At 67.6% G+C, this 18,976-nt stretch carries 19 protein-coding genes; 11 read left to right on the top strand and 8 right to left on the bottom strand.

Going from position 1 to position 18,976, the window contains the following annotated elements; all coding sequences use genetic code 11:
* The 7 genes from AC10V3_RS17595 (at position 1) to mtgA (ending at position 7,178) form a co-directional block, all read left to right on the top strand.
* A complete protein-coding gene (locus tag AC10V3_RS17595) occupies positions 1-627 on the top strand; it encodes a YqiA/YcfP family alpha/beta fold hydrolase (protein WP_454752425.1) in 627 nt (208 codons plus the stop codon).
* Positions 624-1,268, top strand: coding sequence for a chorismate--pyruvate lyase family protein (locus AC10V3_RS17590; protein ID WP_349607140.1), 645 nt, complete (start codon positions 624-626; stop codon positions 1,266-1,268). Before AC10V3_RS17595 ends, AC10V3_RS17590 begins: the two co-directional genes overlap by 4 nt.
* A 6-nt stretch (positions 1,269-1,274) precedes the next feature.
* Positions 1,275-2,015: a 3-oxoacyl-ACP reductase FabG gene (fabG, locus tag AC10V3_RS17585; protein WP_490922671.1), complete on the top strand. Its 741-nt coding sequence runs from the start codon at positions 1,275-1,277 to the stop codon at positions 2,013-2,015.
* Positions 2,016-2,294: 279 nt separating this feature from the next.
* Positions 2,295-4,421, top strand: a complete 2,127-nt coding sequence (locus AC10V3_RS17580) for a ribonuclease catalytic domain-containing protein (protein WP_022536586.1) — start codon at positions 2,295-2,297, stop codon at positions 4,419-4,421.
* Positions 4,422-4,561: 140 nt separating this feature from the next.
* Positions 4,562-5,494 carry an energy transducer TonB gene (locus AC10V3_RS17575; RefSeq protein ID WP_022536585.1) on the top strand — a complete coding sequence of 311 codons (933 nt, stop codon included), beginning with the start codon at positions 4,562-4,564 and terminating at the stop codon, positions 5,492-5,494.
* On the top strand, positions 5,494-6,390 hold the full coding sequence (gene aroE, locus AC10V3_RS17570) for a shikimate dehydrogenase (protein ID WP_022536584.1): 897 nt from the start codon (positions 5,494-5,496) through the stop codon (positions 6,388-6,390). Before AC10V3_RS17575 ends, aroE begins: the two co-directional genes overlap by 1 nt.
* A gap of 17 nt (positions 6,391-6,407) precedes the next feature.
* On the top strand, positions 6,408-7,178 hold the full coding sequence (mtgA, locus tag AC10V3_RS17565; protein ID WP_022536583.1) for a monofunctional biosynthetic peptidoglycan transglycosylase: 771 nt from the start codon (positions 6,408-6,410) through the stop codon (positions 7,176-7,178).
* A gap of 12 nt (positions 7,179-7,190) precedes the next feature.
* On the opposite strand, the gene corA is transcribed toward mtgA, so the two are convergent.
* Positions 7,191-8,153 carry a magnesium/cobalt transporter CorA gene (corA, locus tag AC10V3_RS17560; RefSeq protein WP_022536582.1) on the bottom strand — a complete coding sequence of 321 codons (963 nt, stop codon included), beginning with the start codon at positions 8,151-8,153 and terminating at the stop codon, positions 7,191-7,193.
* Between the two features lie 562 nt (positions 8,154-8,715).
* Positions 8,716-9,615, bottom strand: coding sequence for a DMT family transporter (locus AC10V3_RS17555; protein ID WP_022536581.1), 900 nt, complete (start codon positions 9,613-9,615; stop codon positions 8,716-8,718).
* A 191-nt stretch (positions 9,616-9,806) separates the two neighbouring features.
* Here AC10V3_RS17555 and pyrF point away from each other — a divergent pair, with 191 nt between their 5' ends.
* Positions 9,807-10,625, top strand: coding sequence for an orotidine-5'-phosphate decarboxylase (pyrF, locus tag AC10V3_RS17550; RefSeq protein WP_041681156.1), 819 nt, complete (start codon positions 9,807-9,809; stop codon positions 10,623-10,625).
* Positions 10,626-10,709: 84 nt separating this feature from the next.
* Here pyrF and AC10V3_RS17545 read toward each other — a convergent pair whose 3' ends face one another.
* The 3 genes from AC10V3_RS17545 to thiL all read right to left on the bottom strand — a co-directional run bounded on the left by AC10V3_RS17545 (position 10,710) and on the right by thiL (position 12,941).
* Complete coding sequence (locus AC10V3_RS17545) at positions 10,710-11,207, bottom strand: CinA family protein (RefSeq protein WP_022536579.1); 498 nt, start codon at positions 11,205-11,207, stop codon at positions 10,710-10,712.
* 64 nt (positions 11,208-11,271) lie between these two features.
* Complete coding sequence (locus AC10V3_RS17540) at positions 11,272-11,838, bottom strand: phosphatidylglycerophosphatase A family protein (RefSeq protein ID WP_022536578.1); 567 nt, start codon at positions 11,836-11,838, stop codon at positions 11,272-11,274.
* A 122-nt stretch (positions 11,839-11,960) separates the two neighbouring features.
* Positions 11,961-12,941 carry a thiamine-phosphate kinase gene (gene thiL / locus AC10V3_RS17535; RefSeq protein WP_022536577.1) on the bottom strand — a complete coding sequence of 327 codons (981 nt, stop codon included), beginning with the start codon at positions 12,939-12,941 and terminating at the stop codon, positions 11,961-11,963.
* A 397-nt stretch (positions 12,942-13,338) separates the two neighbouring features.
* Here thiL and AC10V3_RS17530 point away from each other — a divergent pair, with 397 nt between their 5' ends.
* From AC10V3_RS17530 to AC10V3_RS17520, 3 genes are all read left to right on the top strand, one after another.
* The gene (locus AC10V3_RS17530) at positions 13,339-15,666 is read left to right on the top strand and encodes an NADP-dependent malic enzyme (protein ID WP_022536576.1); all 2,328 of its coding nucleotides are present in this window, start codon (positions 13,339-13,341) and stop codon (positions 15,664-15,666) included.
* A gap of 364 nt (positions 15,667-16,030) precedes the next feature.
* A complete protein-coding gene (locus tag AC10V3_RS17525; RefSeq protein WP_041681155.1) occupies positions 16,031-16,402 on the top strand; it encodes a guanyl-specific ribonuclease in 372 nt (123 codons plus the stop codon).
* Positions 16,399-17,016 carry a barstar family protein gene (locus AC10V3_RS17520; protein WP_022536574.1) on the top strand — a complete coding sequence of 206 codons (618 nt, stop codon included), beginning with the start codon at positions 16,399-16,401 and terminating at the stop codon, positions 17,014-17,016. Before AC10V3_RS17525 ends, AC10V3_RS17520 begins: the two co-directional genes overlap by 4 nt.
* Positions 17,017-17,088: 72 nt before the next feature.
* Here the strand turns inward: AC10V3_RS17520 and AC10V3_RS17515 are convergent, their stop codons facing one another.
* Genes AC10V3_RS17515 through AC10V3_RS17505 form a run of 3 tightly spaced genes read right to left on the bottom strand, consistent with a single transcriptional unit; the run spans position 17,089 to position 18,946 of the window.
* Positions 17,089-17,715, bottom strand: a complete 627-nt coding sequence (locus AC10V3_RS17515) for a YidB family protein (RefSeq protein ID WP_022536573.1) — start codon at positions 17,713-17,715, stop codon at positions 17,089-17,091.
* Positions 17,716-17,765: 50 nt separating this feature from the next.
* The gene (locus tag AC10V3_RS17510; RefSeq protein ID WP_022536572.1) at positions 17,766-18,518 is read right to left on the bottom strand and encodes a 16S rRNA (uracil(1498)-N(3))-methyltransferase; all 753 of its coding nucleotides are present in this window, start codon (positions 18,516-18,518) and stop codon (positions 17,766-17,768) included.
* Positions 18,518-18,946: a VOC family protein gene (locus AC10V3_RS17505; protein ID WP_022536571.1), complete on the bottom strand. Its 429-nt coding sequence runs from the start codon at positions 18,944-18,946 to the stop codon at positions 18,518-18,520. Before AC10V3_RS17505 ends, AC10V3_RS17510 begins: the two co-directional genes overlap by 1 nt.
* Between the last annotated feature and the right edge of the window lie 30 nt (positions 18,947-18,976).

Below are 18,976 nucleotides of genomic sequence, written 5' to 3'. Positions count from 1 at the left end.
ATGCTGCTATACCTGCACGGATTCCGCTCCTCGCCGCAGTCGTTCAAGGCCCGGCTGGTGCAGGAGCGCATGCGCGAGTGGGGCGTGGGGCGCTACTACGCCTGCCCCACGCTCAATGTCTCGCCGGAAATGGCCATCGCGCAGGCTGAGGCCGCCATTCGTGCCGCGAAGAGCGCCGCGCAGGCCGGCGGCGACCAGGAAATCGCCATCGTCGGCTCGTCGCTGGGCGGCTTCTATGCGCGCTGGCTGGGCGAGCGCTACGGCTGCAAGACCGTGCTGCTCAACCCGGCTATCCATCCGTGGACCGACCTGGAGCAATACCTGGGCGAGCAGCCGCTATGGCATGGCGGCGGCTCGGTCAGGGTCGAGCGGCGCCACCTGCGGGAGTTGCTGGACCTGCGCGTGGACACCATCACCCGCCCCGAACGCTATTACCTCATCGCCGCCACCGGCGATGAGGTGCTGGACTACCGTGAAATGGTGGCCGCCTGCCCCGGCGCGAAGATGCGCGTCATCGACGGCAGCGACCACGGCATCAGCGAATTTGCCGACTACGTCGACGATGTGCTCGCCTTCTGCGGCTATGGCCCGGACGGCAAGGTGCCGGCAAGCGCAAGCCCGGCATGAGCGCGCAGTCCGCGCGCCGCTGTGGCTGGAGTTCGCACCTGCCTTTCGATGCTGCCATCACGCCCAACCTGCGGCGCTGGGTGACCGGCGATGACGGCTCGCTGACCGCGCGGCTGGTGGCCGCGTCGGAGCGCTTTCGCGTGGCCCGCCTGCAGCAGCGCCCGCTGCGGCCGCTGGCCGACGAATGGCAGGCGCTGGGGCAGGGCAACCGCACCCCCGCGCTGACGCGTGAGGTGCTGCTGATCTGCGACGATATCCCCGCCGTATTTGCCCACACCGTGGTGCGCCAGCGCCATGCGCGCCGCGACTGGCCGTTCCTGCGCGGGCTGGGCGAGCGCCCGCTGGGCGGGCGGCTGTTCGTCGATCCGGCGGTCGAGCGCGACCCCTTCCAGTTTGCGCGGCTGCTGCCGCACCATCCGCTGCGCCAGGCGCTGCAGCGCGTGCTGCCGGCCATGGGGCCGTTGCCCATGCTGCCGGCGCGGCGCTCGGTATTCCGGCGCGGCGACGGCGTCATGCTCGTGACAGAGGTCTTCTTGCCGGACCTGCTGTCGCGGCCATCCCCGGGGACCGGGGCGGGCGCGCTTGCGCGCATCAAAGACCGCGGCCCCGTTTTCACACGCACTACCGAAGCGAAGAGATAAAACAAGATGAGATTGCAGGGACGGGTTGCCATCATCACCGGTGCCGCCGCCGGTATCGGGTTTGCCACCGCGCAGCGCTTTGCCGCCGACGGTGCCATCGTCGTGCTGTGCGACGTGCAGGAGGCGCGCGTGCGCGAGGCCGCCGACAAGCTGGCCGCCACCGGCGCCACCGTGTCGGCTTACCGGGTCGACGTGACCCGGCGCGACGAGGTCGACGCCATGGTCGCGGCGGCGATTGCCGCGCATGGCCGCATCGATATCCTGGTCAACAACGCCGGCATCACCAAGGATGCGCGCCTGGTCAAGATGACCGAGGCGCAGTTCGACGCCGTGATCGACGTCAACCTGAAGGGCGTGTTCAACTGCGCCCAGGCCGTCGCCACCATCATGACCGAACAGGGCCGGGGCGTGATCCTGAACGCGTCGAGCGTGGTCGGCCTGTACGGCAACTTCGGCCAGACCAACTACGCGGCCAGCAAGTTCGGCGTGATCGGCTTTACCAAGACCTGGGCGCGCGAGCTGGGGCCCAAGGGCGTGCGCGTCAACGCGGTGTGCCCGGGCTTCGTCAATACCGAGATCGTGAAGACCGTGCCGGAGAAGGTGCTCGACGGCATGAAGTCGTCGTGCTGGCTGCGCCGCCTGGCCGAGCCGGCCGAGATCGCCAGCATCTACGCCTTCCTGGCCAGCGACGACGCCAGCTACGTCAACGGCGTGGCGATCGAGGCCAGCGGCGGCATGTCGCTCTGAGGCCTGGCCTCCCCGATGCGCCCCGGCGGGGCGTCCAAAGCGGCGCCGGCCGGGCGCAGGACCGGGGGTGCGGTATCATTCCAGGTCTGCGGCCACGCCCGTAATGCTACGGGGGGCGCCCCGGCGCGCAGCTTGCGCGCCCTGCGCGGACCAGCCCGGACCAGCCGCGTATTCGTTCGCCGGTCCGCACCGTCCGCACCATTTCTCCTACAGGAACCGCTCCAGCGCCGCCCGTGGCGGCCCCGATGCGGTTCCGCGCATTTCTGAAAGTACCGATCGATGCAGTTGCTGTTCGAAGAAGGCGGCGAAATCCGCGCCGGCACCGTGCTGAACCAGCAGGGCGAGGCCTACCAGGTGGAGCTGCCGGCCGGCAAGCGCACCAAGGTCAAGTCCCGCGACGTGCTGCTGCAGTTTGCGCAGCCGTCGGCGATCGAGCTGGTGCGCCAGACCGGCGACATGGTGGCGGAGATCGACCTGGACTTCCTGTGGGAATGCGCGCCCGAGGCCGAGTTCGGCTTCGCCGAGCTGGCCGCCGAATACTACGGCGCCGAACCCGGCGCGGTGCAGCAGGCGGCGCTGGCGATGGCGCTGCACGGCAACCCGGTGTACTTCCGCCGCAAGGGGCGCGGCCGCTACCAGCGCGCGCCCGAAGACCAGCTCAAGGCGGCGCTGGCCGCGCTCGAGCGCAAGCGCCAGCAGGCGCTGGTGCAGGCCGAATACGAAGACCAGCTCAAGGCGCTGACGTTGCCGGAATCGTTCCGCAACAAGGTGCTGCAGCTCCTGTTCAAGCCAGACAAGAACAGCCTGGAATTCAAGGCCATGGACGCGGCCTGCACCGCGCTGGGCATGACGCCGATGCGGCTGATGGTCGCCGCCGGCGGCGTGGCCAGCCCGCGCGCGCTGCATGAGGCCAAGTTCCTGGCCGAGTGCTTCCCCAAGGGCACCGGCTTCCCGGATACCGACGTGCCCGAGCCGCCCGCCGACCTGCCGGTGGCGGAGGTGGAAGCGTTTTCGATCGACGACGTCACCACCACCGAGATCGACGACGCGCTGTCGGTGACGAAGCTGGCCGACGGCAAGCTGCGCATCGGCATCCATATCGCCGCGCCCGCGCTGGGCATCCGCCGTAGCGAGCCGCTCGACGCGATCGCACGCCAGCGGTTGTCCACGGTCTACTTCCCGGGCGACAAGATCACCATGCTGCCCGACCCGGTGGTGGAGCGCTACACGCTGCAGGAAGGCCGCGTATGCCCGGCACTGTCGCTGTACGTGACGGTGGACCCGAGCGTGTGGCTCATCACCGGCAGCGAGACCCGCGCCGAGATGGTGCCGATCGCCGCCAACCTGCGCCACAACCTGCTGGACGACGTCATCACCGAGGCCTCGCTCTCACAGGGCACCGGCGACTACCCGTTCCGCGACGCGCTGACGCAGCTCTGGCACTTTGCCGGCTACCTGTACGACGAGCGCCAGAAGGCGCGCCTGGCCAGCGGCCTGCGTCCCGAGACGCACAACCGCGCCGACTTCAACTTCTACCTCGACGACCAGGCCGACGGCAGCCAGCGCGTGCGCATCGAGCAGCGCAAGCGCGGCTCGCCGCTGGACAAGATCGTGGCCGAGCTGATGATCCTGGCCAACAGCACCTGGGGCAAGCTGCTGGCCGACCAGGGCGTGCCGGGCATCTACCGCACGCAGAAGGCGTGGGGCATGCACCGCACCCGCATGCAGACCTATCCGGCGCCGCACGAGGGGCTGGGCGTGGCGCAGTACGCGTGGAGCACCTCGCCGCTGCGCCGCTATGTCGACCTGGTCAACCAGTGGCAGATCCTGGCGGTGGCCCAGCACGGCGTGACCGCCAAGCTGGTGGCGCCGTTCAAGCCCAAGGACGCCGACCTGCTGGCCGCGGTGGCCGACTTCGAAGGCACCTATGCCGCCTATGCCGACCACCAGTCGACCATGGAGCGCTACTGGTGCCTGCGCTGGCTCAAGCAGGAAAAGCGCGAGCGCATGATGGCCTCGGTGCTCAAGGAAGGCGCGGTGCGCTTCACCGAGATCCCGCTGGTCACGCGCGTGCCCGAGCTGGCCCAGGCGCAGCGCGGCACCCAGGTGCTGCTGGAGATCGGCGAGACCGACGAGATCACGCTGGAGGTGTCGTGCCGCGTGCTGGAAGTCTTTGCCGGAGAAGGCGAGTTGCCCGAGGAAGAGCTGGAAAGCGACGAGGAAGCCGCTGAAGTGTCGGCCGAAGCCGCTGCCGAGGCCGCGGCGGAGCTGGCGGCCGAGCAAGCCGCGGAGCAGGCCGCCGGGGTGTCGGACGAGGCGCCGGAGGAACCCGCGGGCGCGGACGGCAATGACGAGAACGGCGAGCCGTCGGCCCAGCGCGACACCGGCGGCCCGGCGGCGGGCTGAAGCCTTCGGAAATCGACGGCGCTCACTTACAATGCCAGTCTGATCCGGGGCCTGCGGGCCCCGGTTTGCCATGGCCTGCCGGTCCCCTCCCGTCCCGGCCAGTCCGTGCACCCAGCCCTCCGAGCCCTCATCCATCCATCGTGAACGCCGCTTTCGCCGCTCCCCGCCACTGGTGGCATGCCAGGTGGCACAACAGCAGTACGCTGGCCAAGGCGCTGGCCGTTTCCCTGGCCGTACATGCGGTGCTGCTGATGGTGCGGATCGCCGCGCCCGAGGTGTTCGAGATCAAGCGCAGCGATGCCGCGCTGGACGTGGTGCTGGTCAACGCCAAATCGGCGCAGAAGCCGCGCAACCCGACCGCATTGGCGCAGGCCAACCTGGACGGCGGCGGCGACCATGACCAGCAGCGTGCCAGCACGCCGCTGCCGGCTCAGACCGTGACACAGGAAGGCGACCTGGTGCGCCAGGTGCAGCGCCGCGTCGAGCAGCTCGAACAGGAGCAGCAGCGCCTGCTGACCCAGGCGCGCGAACCCGCGCCGGCGGTGCGCAACCAGCCGCTCAAGCCCGGCGAGAGGCGCGAGGACGCCCCGCAGCGCGGCCAGGACGAGCGCACCTCGGCCGACGAGATGGCCAAGCTCGAGGCCGAGATCGGCCGCAACCTGGACCAGTACGCCAAGCGGCCCAAGCGCTTCCAGCTCACCGCCACCAGCGCGCAGGCGGTCGACTACGCGCAGTACTACGACCGGCTGCGCCGCAAGATCGAGGCGCGCGGTACCACCGATTTCCCGCAACGCAACGGCAAGCCGCTGTACGGCCAGCTGATCCTGGTGATCAACGTCAACCGGCTGGGCAAGCTCGGCTACAACCGCGACGGCTACAACGTCGATGCCATCGACGTGGTCAAGAGTTCGGGCGATCCCGCGCTGGACCGCCAGGCCGTGGCGATCGTGCGCGCGGCCGCGCCGTTCGGCGCGTTCACGGCGGAAATGGCGGCGCGCCAGGACATCCTCGAAGTCATTTCCACTTTCAAGTTTTCGCGCAGCGGGCTGGAAACCCGCTTGCAGGCACGCTGATGACATCCACTGCTTCCACTGATTCCTCCCAGCCCACGTCCGATCGCTATGTGGTGATCGGCAACCCCGTCGCGCACAGCCGCTCGCCGGCGATCCACGCCGCCTTTGCGCGCCAGACCGGCGAGGCCGTGCAATACGACCGCCTGGAGGCGCCGCTGGACGGGTTTGCCGACACCGTGCGCAAGTTCTTTGCCGACGGCGGCTACGGCTGCAACGTGACCGTGCCGTTCAAACTCGAAGCCTATGACCTGGCCGACCGCCTGACCGAGCGCGCCGAAGCCGCCGGCGCGGTCAACACGCTGTGGATCGAAGAGGGTTTGATCCACGGCGACAACACCGACGGCATCGGCCTGGTGTGCGATATCCAGGACAACCTCGACACGCTGATCGAAGGCAAGCGCGTGCTGCTGCTGGGTGCGGGCGGCGCGGCCATGGGCGCGATGCTGCCGCTGATCGAATGCCGGCCGTCGCGCATCGTGGTGGCCAACCGCACCGCCTCGCGCGCCAGCGACATGCTGGAAGAGTTTGTCGAAGCCGCCGACCAGTACGGCGTGGAGCTGTGGGGCGGCGGGCTCGATGCGCTTGAAGGCCTGTCCGAGGACGAGGCCTGCGACGTCGTGATTAACGCTTCGTCCAGCAGCCTGCATGGCGAAGTGCCGCCGGTGCCCGAGCTGCTGCTGGGCGAAGGCGTGCTCGCCTACGACATGATGTACGGCGCCGAGCCCACGGTGTTCCTGCAGTTCGCCGCGGGCTGCGGCGCGCGTACCAGCGACGGCCTGGGCATGCTGGTCGAGCAGGCCGCCGAAGCCTTCTACATCTGGCGCGGCGTGCGCCCCCGCACCGCCCCCGTGCTGGCCGAGCTGCGCGCCGCGCTGCAGGCCGAACGCAAGGGCTGACCGGGGCGCCGCCAGCCGTGGCCAACCGCAACCGCACGGCCAGCGCCAGCCGCGGCGCAGCCCCTGCACGGACGGTGCTCAACCCGGTCCGCTGGCTCGGCTACCTGCTGGGCTGCGTGGCGGCGGGCGTGGTGGCGATGCAGTTGTTCTTCTTCGTGCAGATCGCAAGCTGGCAATACATCAACCCGTCGACGACCACGTTCATGCGCGCCGAGCGCTGGCGGCTGTGCGGCCTCAACGTGTGGAACTGCGGCATCGACCGGCAATGGGTACCGTACGATCGCATCTCGCGCAATCTCAAGCGCGCGGTGATCGCCAGCGAGGACGCCGACTTCGTCAACCACCCGGGCTATGAGCTGGACGCCATGCTCGACGCCTGGGAGCGCAACAAGAAGCGCGGGCGCATCGTGCGGGGCGGGTCGACCATCACGCAGCAGCTGGCCAAGAACCTGTTCCTGTCCTCCGAGCAGCACTACCTGCGCAAAGGCCAGGAGCTGGCGATCACGTGGATGCTCGAGTTCTGGCTCGACAAGCAGCGCATCTACGAGATTTACCTCAATTCGGTGGAGTGGGGCGAGGGCGTGTTCGGCGCGCAGGCCGCGGCGCAGCACTACTTCCGCACCACGGCGGACAAGCTCAGCGTGGGCCAGTCCGCACGCCTGGCCGCGGCGCTGCCGGCGCCCAAGTGCTTCGACAAGAAGGAATACTGCGCTAATGTGCGCGTGAATTTCCGCGCCAAGGCGGGGATCATCGCGCGGCGGATGGGGGCGGCCACCTTGCCGGACTGACGCCCCCCGGCGTCAGCTAAGCCAGCCCTTGCGGCGGAAATACACCAGCGGAATCGCCGCCGACACCGCCATCAGCGCAATCGCCCACGGATACCCTGCGGCCCAGTCCAACTCCGGCATGAACTTGAAGTTCATGCCGTAGATACTGGCGATCAGCGTGGGCGGCATCAGCGCCACCGACACCACCGAGAACAGTTTGATGATCTTGTTCTGGTTGATGTTGATGAAGCCGACGGTCGCGTCCATCAGGAAGTTGATCTTGTCGAACAGGAACGCGGTGTGGTTCTCGATCGAGTCGATATCGCGCAGGATCTGGCGCGCCTCGTCCTGCTGTTCGGCCGACAGCAGCTGGCTGCGCATCAGGAAGGACACTGCGCGGCGCGTGTCCATCACGTTGCGGCGGATGCGCCCGTTCAAGTCTTCCTCGCGGGCGATGGTTTCCAGCACGTCGGCCGCGGCGGCATCGGTCACGTTCTCGGCCAGCACGCGGCGGCTGGCTTCTTCCAGGCGTTCGTAGACTTCCTCGATCGAATCCGCGGAGTACTCGGCGTCGGTCGCGTACAGGTCCATCAGCACGTCCTTGGCATTGCGCACAGAGCCCGGGCGCATGCGCGCGCGCAACCGCACCAGCCGGAACACCGGCAGGTCTTCGTCGTGGATGGAGAACAGCACGTCGCGCGTCAGCACGAAGGCCACGCGCACGTTGCGCGACACCTCTTCCTCGTCCAGCAGGAAGTCGGTGCGGATATGGATATTCTCGTCCTCGCCCTCGAAGTAGCGCGCCGATGCCTCCAGGTCGCCGAGGTCTTCCAGTTCGGGAAGGGCAACGCCGTAGGCTTCCTTGATCCAGTTCAGCTCTTCGTCGTCGGGATTGACGACGTCGATCCAGATTGGCTTGTGTTGCAGCAGCTCATTGCGCTCGTCGACCTGCTCCTGGGCGAGCCGGCCTTTCTGCAGGACGAACAGGTTGATCATCCCCGGGATTCCTTATTACTGATTGCGACGAAAAACAAAGACAAGCGCGAAGACAAGCGCAGGCGGCTCGCCGCATCCCAGGTGCTCCGTCATGCCCTGCATGGCCTTGCGCTATGCTGCAACGCAGCCGCAATGGCCGGGCCACGGGCAAGCGTGATCGCGCTGTGCCGCGCCTGCCGTTCGGCACAAGCGGTACAAGGCGATGGCGTTTGCCTGGGTTGGCTGGCTAGCCGGGAGAGGGAAGATCCGTAACGATGCGGCGCGCATGGATGGCGCCGCCGGTGGCACGGAAAGACACTCGCCCGCAGTGTTCTGCTGCGGGCGAGGCCGACGAGGCGCGGAGCCGGGTGCTCCGGGCGGGTCGTCGTTACGCAGCCCGCAGTGACATGGCATTCGCAGAGGTCGCAGCGCTGCTGCGGCAACTCGAACACCCGATGCTACTGCCCACGTAATTTCTCCGGGATTGTGATGGCCGCGAGTGTAGCCCAACGAAGGGTGGCTTGTTAAGTGAAATCTCCGCGTCCGCGGCCTGCCGTTGTGCTAGGCCCCCGTCGTCGCGGCGTCACCCCATGGCGCCCCGCAACCGGCGCCACAGCAGCGGCGCCAGCATCACCGAAGACAAGGCCAGGAACATCAGCACGATCGCCGCATAGTCCTGCCAGTGCGGCTGCTCGTCCAGCAGCCACATGCCCGAGAACACCCCGACCACCGGGATGAACATGATCGACAGGCTCGACACCACCGGCGGCAGGCTGCGCGCCAGCCCGAACCAGACCAGGTGGCAGAAGGCGAAGACCACCACCGCGTTGTAGGCGATCGCCCCCCATTCGACGGCCGTGGGCATGCGCCAGCCGTCTTCCAGCAGCAGCGAGCCGGCTAGCAGGAACGGCAGCGTGATCGCCAGCATCCAGAAGGTCATGGCGCCGATCGGCACGCTGGTCTGGGTGCGTTTCATCAGCTGGGTGCCAAAGCCCCAGCCGGCCGCGGCGAGCAGCATCAGCAGCGTGCCGGCGGGGCTGCCGGTCAGCGCGCTGATCTCGCCCGACAGCAGCAGCACGGTGCCGGTCAGCGCGCAGCCGATGCCGAACCAGGCCCAGCCGCTGATGCGCTCGCGAAAGAACACCAGGCCCCACACCACCGCCCAGATCGGCATGGTGTAGCCGAGGATGGCGGCCCGGCCCGACGAGAGCATCTTGACCGCGACGATGGCAAACAGGTGCCAGACCACCATGTTGGGAAGGGCCAGGCGGAACACCGTGCCCCATTCGCGGCGCGGTACCGCCAGCGAGTCGCCACGCAGCCGCAGCGCCAGGCCCAGCGCCAGCAGGCCGCCGGCCATGCACAGCAGCCGGAAACCAAGGGGCGGGAAGTGCGCCACCCCTACCTTCATGATGGGCCAGTTGATGCCCCAGGCAAGCGTAAGGACGATAAGCAGGAAAATACCGCGGCGATCGAGAGACATGGAGGGAGGGCGGCTGGCTGTGCGCGATGCCGCTCTTTGTTTTGAGAGGAAGCGCAAAACGATAGCACGCAGCGGGTAAAATCGCCGGAAGCGACATATGCTGCAAGGGATGAATGGTTTTCACGCCGCTGCAGCCAACCGCGCCGGCCGATCCTGTGGGGCGCCGGCGCCACCAGGAATACCGAGTACCCATGACTTTCACCGAGCAGCTTGCTGCCGCCTGGCAGCGCAACGATTCCCTTCTGTGCGTCGGGCTCGATCCTGACCCGCAGAAGCTGCCGCTGTCCCTGACCGGGGCGGGCGGCGCCATCTTCTCGTTCTGCCGCGAGATCGTCGACGCTACCGCCGACCTGGTCTGCGCGTTCAAGCCACAGATCGCGTACTTCCATTCACAGCGCGCCGAGGACCAGCTCGAACAGCTGATCCACTACATCCACGATGCCCACCCCGGCATCCCGGTGATCCTGGACGCCAAGCGCGGCGATATCGGCTCGACCGCCGAGCACTATGCGCTGGAGGCCTTTGAGCGCTACAAGGCCGACGCGGTCACGGTCAGTCCGTACATGGGTTTCGATTCGATGCAGCCGTACCTGGCCTATCCGGGCCGCGGCGTGATCGTGCTGTGCCGCACCTCCAACCCGGGCGGCTCCGACGTGCAGTTCCTGCAGGTCGACGGCAAGCCGCTGTACCAGCTGGTGGCCGAGGCGGCGCGCGAGCGCTGGAACACCACCGGACAGATGGGGCTGGTGGTGGGGGCGACGTTCCCGAACGAGATCGCGCGGGTGCGGCAGATCGTAGGCGATATGCCGCTGCTGATTCCGGGGATCGGCGCACAGGGCGGGGATATCGAGGCCACGGTCAAGGCCGGGCGCACGGCGGATGGCACGGGGATGATGATCAATTCGTCGCGTGCCATTCTCTACGCCAGCCGCGAGAAGGACTTTGCCACGGCGGCGCGCAATGTCGCGCTGCAGACGCGGGAGACGATCAACCGCTATCGCCACGGCTGAGGCCGGGTGGCAGGGCAGAAAAAAACCGCGACCGGGAACGGCGCGGTTTTTTATTTGGTGGTGCAGGGGCTGGTGTCGGCGGTGTCAGGCCTCGTTTCGCAGCAGCTCCAGCAGCCCCCGCATCGCATGCTCCGCCGCCTGGCGGCGGATCTGCCCGCGGTCGCCACGAAAGCGCTGCGTTTCGGTAAGGGTCGTAATGCGGTTGCTCCAGCCGAAGCACACCATCCCCACCGGCTTTTCCGGCGTGCCGCCGTTGGGCCCGGCCACGCCGGTGATCGACAGCGACACCTGGGCGCGGCTGTTCAGCAGCGCGCCCTCGGCCATGGCATGCGCCACTTCCTCGCTGACCGCGCCGTGGTCGCGGATCAGTTTGGCCGGCACGCCCAGCATGGTGCTCTTGGCTTCGTTGGAATAGGTGACGAAGCCGCGCTCGAACCAGCCGGACGAGCCCGATACATCGGTGATGGCGGCCGCCACCAGCCCGCCAGTGCAGGATTCGGCGGTGGCCAGCATCAGCGATTTGTCGGCAAGGGCGACGCCGGCCTGGATGGCGAGCTGGTCGAGCAGGCGGCTGACGGACATGATGGGCTCGGGGGTAAATTATTAGAAATAAGTGGGCGATGCGCGCGGATCGTGGCGGGTTGGCTCAGAACGAGCGCCACAGCGCAAACACCAGCAGGGTGTAGAAGGCGGCAAAGATATCGTCGAACATCACGCCGAAGCCGCCGCGCAGGCCCGGCCCCTTGAGCGTGCGGTCGTAGTAGCCGATCGGCGCGGGCTTGGCGATATCGAACAGCCTGAACCACAGGAAGGCGGCGAACTGGCCCCAGAACCCGGTCGGCGTGACAAAGGTCAGCACCAGCCAGAAGGCAATGATCTCGTCCCAGACCATGCTGCCGTGGTCGTGCACGCCCATGTCGCGCGCGGTCTTGGCGCAGGCCCACAGGCCGACCAGGAAGCCGCCGCCGATGATCCACAGCCAGGTGGTGGGCTCGAGCCACAGCGAGATCACCACGAACGACAGCCAGGCATAGAGGGTGCCGACCGTGCCGGGGCTGAGGGGCGACAGGCCGGAGCCGAAGCCGAACGCGATCAGGTGGGCCGGATGCGCCAGCATGAAGCGGGCGGTGGGGCGCGTGACCTTGACGGTCTGGCCGGCTTCCAGGGTCAGGGCGGGGTCGCGCGGCGCGGCCCCGGGAGGCAAGGTGGACATCAATTTGGCTCGTGTGATGCGGGTGCTGCTTATGGTTATGGCCGGCTGCGCTGCATGTTGCGGGACTCCCGTGCCCGCGCGGCGCGCCGATGCCGGCATCATGACACGCCTGTGCCCCGGTGTCAGGGGGAAGCAAAATGGTCGAAGCTGGCGCCCTCGTACCGGGTCGGGTTGCCGGCACCGTCGACCAGCCGCAGGGCCGGCTCCGGCGTGATCGTGCCCACGCGTGTCAGCGGCAATGCGAGCCGCTCGCTGATCGCGGCGATGGCGTCGCGATTGCCCACCGGGGCCGTGAAGCAAAGCTCGTAGTCGTCGCCGCCGGCCAGCACGCATTCGCGCTGGATCGGCTCCGGCTGGCTGGCCAGCACCGCCGATCGCGGCAGCGCATCGACGTCCAGCAGCGCGCCGACCTGTGAGCGCGCCAGGATATGGCCGAGGTCGCCGACCAGCCCGTCGGAAATATCGAGTGCGGCATGCGCCACGCCGCGCAGCGCCATGCCGAGCGCCACGCGCGGGGTGGGCGTGTCCATGCGAGGGCGGACCTGGCTGTACTCAGGCTCGGGCAGCAGCCATTCGCCGCGGCAGTCGCCCAGCGCCAGGCGCGCGTCGCCGAGCGTGCCGGAAATCCAGATATCGTCGCCGGGGCGTGCGGCATCGCGACGCAGGGCGGCGCGCACCGGTACGTCGCCGAACACCGTCAGCGACAGCGTCAGCGGCCCGCGCGTGGTATCGCCGCCGACCAGTTCGCAGCCATGTGCGTCCGCCAGCGCCAGCATGCCTTCGGCCAGGTCGGCCAGCCAGGCGGGATCGGCCTCGGGCAGCGCCAGGGCCAGCGTGAAGGCGCGCGGCTCGGCGCCCATCGCGGCCAGGTCGGACAGGTTCACAGCCAGCGCCTTGTGGCCGAGCGCGCGCGGCGCCACGTCCGGGAAGAAATGCCGGCCGCTGACCAGCATGTCGGTGCTGATGGCCAGGTGGTGGCCGGGGCGGCCCTCGATCAGCGCGCAGTCGTCGCCCACGCCGAGCGCGGCCTTGCGCACCGGCCGCGTGAAATAACGGCGGATCAGGTCGAACTCGGAAAGCTGGGCGGGGTGAGGGTCGGACATCGCTGTGGACTAGGAGTGGCCCGGCCGGCAAGGACGGGAAAGCAGGTGGGGTGGCGGGGCGTTGCAGGAGGCAGCCTGAGGGGACCGCGGCGCGCGCAGCGCGTCAGGATGGGGTGCCAAGGGCGTTTCAGCAAGATACTGCCGCGCATGACAGCCATGATCGCAGCGGGTCACCCCGCTTCCGCCGGACGGCGCTACGCTTGCTGGTGTTGGCCCCGAGGTTGGGGCATATTGTACCGAAACGCAAAGGTGCCCCAAGCAAAAGGCTTATTGTGAAATAGTATTTCACTATATAAAATGCGGGGTTCCAAAGGAAGAGAAGGGCGGACACGTGGAGCCGGTCCGCCGATCGTCCCCGCCACGTCAATGACGGCTCCACCGATTGGAAGATGCGCCGATGACCAGCCCTCAGCAGTCCCCGTCCCAAGACGATCTGAAACAGCAGCAGCGTGAGGCGCTGCGCAAAGCGGCGCTCGAGTATCACGAGTTTCCGACCCCCGGCAAGATCTCCGTCACCCCGACCAAGCCGCTGTCGAACCAGCGCGACCTGGCCCTGGCTTACTCGCCGGGCGTGGCCGCCGCTTGTGAAGAAATCGTTGTCGATCAGGCCAACTCCTTCCGCTACACCGCGCGCGGCAACCTGGTGGCCGTGATCACCAACGGCACCGCCGTGCTGGGCCTGGGCGACATCGGTGCCGCGGCCTCCAAGCCGGTGATGGAAGGCAAGGCCGGCCTGTTCAAGAAGTTTGCCGGTATTGATGTATTCGATATCGAAGTCGACGAGAAGGACCCCGAGAAGCTGGTCCAGATCATCGCTGCGCTGGAGCCGACCTTCGGCGGCATCAACCTGGAAGACATCAAGGCACCGGAGTGCTTCTACGTCGAGCGCAAGCTGCGCGAGAAGATGAAGATCCCCGTCTTCCACGATGACCAGCACGGCACCGCCATCGTGGTGGCCGCGGCCATCATCAACGGCCTGAAGGTGGTCGGCAAGGACATCAAAAAGGTCAAGTTGGTTGCCTCGGGCGCCGGCGCGGCCGCGCTGGCCTGCCTGGACCTGCTGGTCGACATCGGCCTGCCCATCGAGAACATCTGGGTGACGGACCTGGCCGGCGTGGTCTATGAAGGCCGTACCGAGCTGATGGACCCGGAAAAGGCGCGCTTCTCGCAGAAGACCGACAAGCGCAAGCTGGCCGAGGTGATCGACGGCGCCGACATTTTCCTGGGCCTGTCCGCCGCGGGCGTGCTCAAGCAGGACATGGTCCAGCGCATGGCCGACAAGCCGCTGGTGCTGGCGCTGGCCAACCCGAACCCGGAAATCGCGCCGGAACTGGTCAAGGAAGTGCGCCCGGACGCCGTGATGGCTACCGGCCGTACCGACTACCCGAACCAGGTCAACAACGTCCTGTGCTTCCCGTTCATCTTCCGCGGTGCGCTCGATTGCGGCGCCACCACCATCACGCGCGAGATGGAAATCGCTGCGGCCAACGCGCTGGCCGAACTGGCACGCCAGGAGCAGAGCGACATCGTCGCCACCGCCTATGGCATCCAGGACCTGTCGTTCGGCCCTGAGTACCTGATCCCGAAGCCGTTCGATCCGCGCCTGATCGTCAAGGTGGCCCCGGCCGTGGCGGAAGCCGCGATGAAGTCCGGCGTGGCCGCCCGTCCGATCGAGGACATGGACGCCTACCGCCTGCAGCTACAGCAGTTCGTGTACCACTCGGGCACGCTGATGAAGCCGATCTACGCCGCCGCGCGCAAGGTCGAGATGGACAAGAAGCGCATTGTCTTCGCCGAAGGCGAGCAAGAGCGCGTGCTGCGAGCGGTGCAGGTGATCGTCGACGAAAAGCTGGCCAACCCGATCCTGATTGGCCGCCCGGCCGTGCTGCAGCACCGCATCGAGCGCTTTGGCCTGCGCCTGCGCGCCGGCGTGGACTTCACCGTGGTCAACCCCGAGCACGATGAGCGTTTCCGCGACTACTCCGACGCCTATTACCGCATGATGGCGCGCGAGGGCATCACGCCCGAGTACGCCAAGCTGGAGCTGCGCCGCCGCACCACGCTGATCGGCGCCATGCTGGTCAAGCAGGGCGAGGCCGACGGCATGATCTGCGGCACCGTCAGCAACACCGCGGCGCACCTGCGCTATATCGACCAGGTGCTGGGCGGCACCAACAAGGTCTACGCAGCGATGAACGGCCTGGTGCTGCCGGGCCGCCAGATCTTCCTGGTGGATACGCACGTCAACGTCGACCCGACCGCCGAAGAGCTGGCCCAGATCACGCTGATGGCCGCCGAGGAACTGAAGCGCTTCGGCATCGAGCCCAAGATCGCGCTGCTGTCGCATTCGAACTTCGGCTCGTCCGAGGCGCCTTCGGCCCGCAAGATGCGCGAAACGCTCGCCATCCTGCGCGATCGCGCCCCGGAGCTTGAGATCGACGGCGAAATGCACGGCGACAGCGCACTCGACCAGAAGCTGCGCGACCAGCTGGTGCCGGACGGCACGCTCAAGGGCGAAGCCAACCTGCTGGTGTGCCCGAACATCGATGCGGCCAATATCTCGTACAACCTGCTCAAGGTTGCCGCGGGCAATAACGTCGCGATCGGGCCGATCCTGCTGGGCGTGAAGGCGCCGGTGCACATCCTGACGCCGTCGGCGACGGTGCGCCGCATCGTCAACATGACCTCGCTGGTCGTCGTCGACGCTGCCGCCGCCAAGCGTTAATCCGTCGCATCACAAATGTGGCGAAAAGCCGGGCTTGCCCGGCTTTTTTTGTGTCCATCTGCCAACAGTTAGTATGCGCACACATACGCTTAACATATTGAAACAATTGAAGAAATAGCGCTGCCCGTGGACCGGGATTGATTAATTCCGTGCATGCGCGTAACCTTACGCCTTTGATATAGGCGCTCGCCATGAGCGCCCCGGTGCGGCCGGCATCCATCGCGCTCCTGACCAGGTGGCGCAGGGCGCTGGCCAGGGTGGCCCGGACAGATCGTCTACCCAACCAGCGGCAGGCTCGATTTCCGGTTCAACCAAGACAAGCAACGTGGGTTTCCAAGTACCTCTGATGCGGCACGCAACACGCATGCTCGTCCGTTCCATGACGGGCGCGGCGCTGGTGCTGGCCCTGGCGCAACCGACGCTGGCGCGTCAGGCGCAGACCGAAGGGATGGGAACCATTGCAGTGCAGCAGTTGCCCAACGATGCACGGCAGACCCTGGACCGCATCGAAGCCGGCGGCCCTTTCCTGTATGACAAGGACGGGTCCCGATTCGGCAACTACGAACGCATCCTGCCGCAAAGAGAACGCGGGTATTACCGCGAATACACGGTAAAGAGTGCCAGAAGCCGGAACCGGGGAGCCAAGCGGATCGTATGCGGCGGGGAACAACGCGCTGCCAACGATTGTTACTACACGGAAGACCACTACAACAGCTTCAAACGGATAATCAAATGATGACTGACATTTTCGGATTGGGCGACGCCCTTGCCGCCCGCGAAGAGCGCGGCGCCGGAGATGGCTGGCAGCGGGCTCAGCAGCAGGCCCAGAACCTATACGACAACGTGCTGATGATGCCGCGCCAAGAGCTGACGCACAAACTCCCGCCCGCGACCGCGCCTGTGGCCATGCCGACCGGTGCCGGCTGGGCAGACGGCACCAGCGAGGGGGCCATGAACCTGTTCAAGACGGTGCGTCCGAACATCGTCCAGTCGATCCGCGCCTTCCGCGTGCCCGAGCTGGCCCAGGCGGCCGCGGATCTCGGCCAGCATTTCCTGTACGCCAACTGCGCGCATTGCGCCAGCAAGGCGGAGATCCTGGAAACGATCGCGATCTCGTTCACGTTCCCGAAGCACTTCGGCAAGAACTTCGACGCGCTGGCCGATTGCCTGACCGACATGATCTACAAGGCCGGCCCGCAGCCGGGCTTCGTGATCGTGCTTGAGGGCCTGCCGCTTGCGCAGAAATTCGACAAGGAAGGGCGAGAGGTGCTGCTCGACGTGTTCCGCGACGCCGCCGAGTTCTGGGGCGAGCGCAAGGTGCAGTTCCGGGTGTTCTACTCGTTCGCCTGATCGGCTGCACGGTGTTCCATGAAAAAAGCCCGCAAATGCGGGCTTTTTGCTTTCTGGCGATGCGCCGGACCGCTATTCCTGCGCCGGGATATGCCCGTGCGGCGTCAGACGGTCGATCAGCTCCGGCAGCCCGTCGCTCAGTTGCGCCGCCACATCATCCTGCGACATCCCGGTCGATTGCGCCAGCGATTCCAGCGCACCGGTATCGCCCAGCGCATTGCTCAGCGCCGACGGCGTGACCGGCTGGTTGGCACCGCTGCTGATCCACGAATTGACCTGCTCGCCCAGCCCGGCCTGCGCCAGGATCTGCTGCAGCGCGCCGATGCCGCCCGCGGCGGCGCCCAGTGCCTGGCTGTTGGCCGGTGCGCCGCCCTGGCCGCCAAGCAGGCCGCCCAGCAGCGAGCCAAGGTCAAGCCCGCCGGTGGCGTTCCCAGGCGCGGCACCGGCGCCGCCACCGAGCATGCCGCCCAGCAGGCCGCCGAGGCTGCCCAGTCCGCCCACGCCATCGTCGACCGGCGCCGCCGAATCACCCGCCGCGCCCGCATCGCCAGCCTCGCCGCGCTTGCGCATCGCCAGCATCGCCAGTAGCCCGAGCGCCATCATCAGCTTCGGATTGAGCCCGCCGGCACTGCCGTCCTCGCTGCGGGCGTTGCCAAGTTGTCCGAGCACGCCGCCCAGCACGCTATCGAGTAGTCCCATGGTCGACTCCTTTCAGTCAGGGTTGGCGCCAGCCGGGGTGGCTGTTGCCATCAGAATCCGCCAAGCAAGGCGTTGAGTGTCGCCAGGCACGCCAGCCCCGCGGTTTCGGTACGCAGAATGCGCGGGCCGAGCGACACGCCGGTGAAGCCGGCCTGCCGTGCCGCCTGTTCCTCTTCCGGTGACAGGCCGCCTTCGGGGCCGATCAGCAGCGTGACGCCGTTGGCGACCAGCGCATCGTGCCGGTCCGCCACGAACGCCGGCAGCGACTGCTCCGCGCGCGGCGACACCAGCAGCCGTGCCCCGGCACCGCCGGACTGCGCCAGCCACGTCTCAAAGTTAGCGACCGGCGCGACCTCCGGCAAGCGATTCCGGCCGCATTGCTCGCACGCGGCCTGTACCAGCGCCTGCCAGTGCGCCTGGCGCTTCTGCGCGCGCTCGCCCGACAGCCGCACCACCGAGCGTGTGGCCTGCAATGGCTGGATCGCACCGACGCCAAGCTCGACTGCCTTCTCGATCAGCCAGTCCATCTTGTCGCCACCCGCCAGGCCCTGCGCCAGCGTGACGCGGAAGGGCGGTTCGGCCTCGGCGGTGTCATGCGCGCCGATGCGCGCGACGGCGTGGCGCTTGCCCAGTTCGACCAGCGTGGCCGCATGGCTGCCGCCGCGGCCGTCGAACAGCGTAATGGCATCGCCCGGCGCCAGGCGCAGCACCTGGGCGTGGCGTACCACGAGTTCGGGAAGAGAAAAGTCGGATTCGGCGGCCAGGACCGCCTCCGTGCCGCCGACGAAGAAACGCGGAGCCATCAGCCTGCCTGCCCCGCCGATTGTTCCAGCGGCTTGCCGAAACCCCAGCGGTAGCCGTCGGGATCCTCGACCATGCAGTAGCGGTCGCCCCAGAACTGGTCGGCCGGCGCCATCAGGCTGACCGCGCCGGCGTCGATCGCGCGCTGGTGCATTGCGTCGACATCGTCGCAATAGACATAGAAGGTCTGCGGGCATTCCACGCCCAGCGAGCGCGGCGTGCGCGCGGTGCTGCCCCAGGCGCCCTCGGGCGCGAACATCACCACCAACTGGCCCTGGTAGTGCATCTCTGCGTGGGTCGGCACGCCGTTTTCATCGACCACATGGCCGGCGGTGAAGCCGAAGGCGCGGCTGTAGAAGTCCAGCGCGACGCGGCCGTTGGCGACGGTCAGGTAGGGGGTGAGCCAGGGGGTGTTGGCCGGTCTGGTCATGATCGTCTCCTGGAATGCGGGAAACCCGGC

The organism is Cupriavidus sp. PB-02, assembly GCF_058252315.1.
This window is presented reverse-complemented; position numbering and strand designations above follow the sequence as displayed.